At 68.1% G+C, this 1,421-nt stretch carries 2 protein-coding genes; both read left to right on the top strand.

The genetic code is table 11. From position 1 onward, the window contains the following. Nucleotides 1-102 precede the first annotated feature (102 nt). On the top strand, nt 103-933 hold the full coding sequence (locus tag ACIPLC_RS38205; RefSeq protein WP_400477667.1) for an IS5 family transposase: 831 nt from the start codon (nt 103-105) through the stop codon (nt 931-933). After that, the gene (locus tag ACIPLC_RS38200) at nt 930-1,358 is read left to right on the top strand and encodes a hypothetical protein (protein WP_400477666.1); all 429 of its coding nucleotides are present in this window, start codon (nt 930-932) and stop codon (nt 1,356-1,358) included. Before ACIPLC_RS38205 ends, ACIPLC_RS38200 begins: the two co-directional genes overlap by 4 nt. Nucleotides 1,359-1,421 lie beyond the last annotated feature (63 nt).

The raw sequence follows: 1,421 nt of genomic DNA, 5'->3' as shown, positions 1-1,421 counted from the left end.
AGAGGGCGGAATGAGAGATTAAGTCCGTTCTGTCGTCGCCTGAACGTGTGGCCTTGCCGCCTCCGGCAGATCGCGGGGCTGGCGCCGTGCTGAGGTGACTGCGTGAGTGACCGCAAGCCCTACAAGAGCGACTTATCCGACGAACGCTGGGCGCTGATCGAGCCGGTGATCACCTCGTGGAAGGTCCAGCATCCCTCGGTCAGCGGCCACGAAGGCCGCTACGAGATGCGGGAGATCGTCAACGCCCTGCTCTACCAGTCCCGGACCGGCTGCCAGTGGGACTACCTCCCACACGACCTTCCACCCGCCGGTGCGGTGAAGTACTACTTCTACACATGGCGCAATGACGGCACCGACCAGGTCATTCACGACCTGCTGCGCTGGCAGGTCCGCGAGAAGAGGGGCCGATTAGCCGACCCCAGCCTGGTGGTGCTCGACACCCAGAGCCTGCACGCGGCGGCCGGGGTGCCGGCCGAGACGACGGGACGCGACGCGGCGAAGAAGGTGCCCGGTCGCAAGCGGGGACTCGCCGTGGACGTGCTTGGCCTGGTGATCGCCGTGGTCGTGCTGGCGGCCTCCGTCCACGACAACGCCTTCGGCACCGCTCTGCTCGACAAGGTCGCAGCAGGCAGTGGCGGCACCGTGACGAAGGCTCTGGTGGACCAGGGGTTCAAGAAGACCGTCGTGGACCACGGCCAGCAAGTGGGCATCGACGTCGAAGTCGTCGAGCGCAAACCGGCCGAGACCGGGTTCGTCCCGCAGCCGATCCGCTGGCGAGTGGAGCAGACGAACGGGATCTTGATGCTGCATCGGCGGCTGGTACGCGACTACGAGCACCGCCCCGCCTCGGCCGAGTCCCGGGTCTACTGGGCGATAAGCGACGTGATGGTACGTCGGCTGACCGGCGGCGCGACGTCATGGCGCGGCGCGTGACCAGCGGGGACCTGACCCTGGGGGCGGTGCTGGTACGGCTGGAGGAGCGCGAGCGGGAGATCGCCGCGCAGGCCGAAGAGACCCGCGAGCAGATCACGCGGCTCACCGCCGTGCTGGACGAGCTCGGCCGGGCCGCCGAGGAAGTGCGGATCACCCGCAAGACGCTGCTGGAGCTGCCCGACCCGGACCCGCCCGCGCCGTTGGTGTCCGCCCCGAAGCTGCCGGACGGGGCGGCCTACCAGGAAATCATGGTGGTGTTCGCCCAGGCAGACGGTCCGCTGCGGGCACGGGGCGTGTGCGAGGCGATGGACCTGGACCCGGTTCCGAACAACATCAACAACGTCCGTTTGAAGCTCAAGCGCCTGACCGGGCGCAACATCCTGGCCGAGACCGAACCGGGATTGTTCACCCTGCCGCGACCGTAGCCGTCCGGCGCGGCCACATCCTCCGCTACGGCGAAACGGACATCAGCTTACGTTCCGCCCTCT

Source organism: Kitasatospora sp. NPDC086801, assembly GCF_044745805.1.
Taxonomy (GTDB): domain Bacteria; phylum Actinomycetota; class Actinomycetes; order Streptomycetales; family Streptomycetaceae; genus Kitasatospora.
This window is presented reverse-complemented; position numbering and strand designations above follow the sequence as displayed.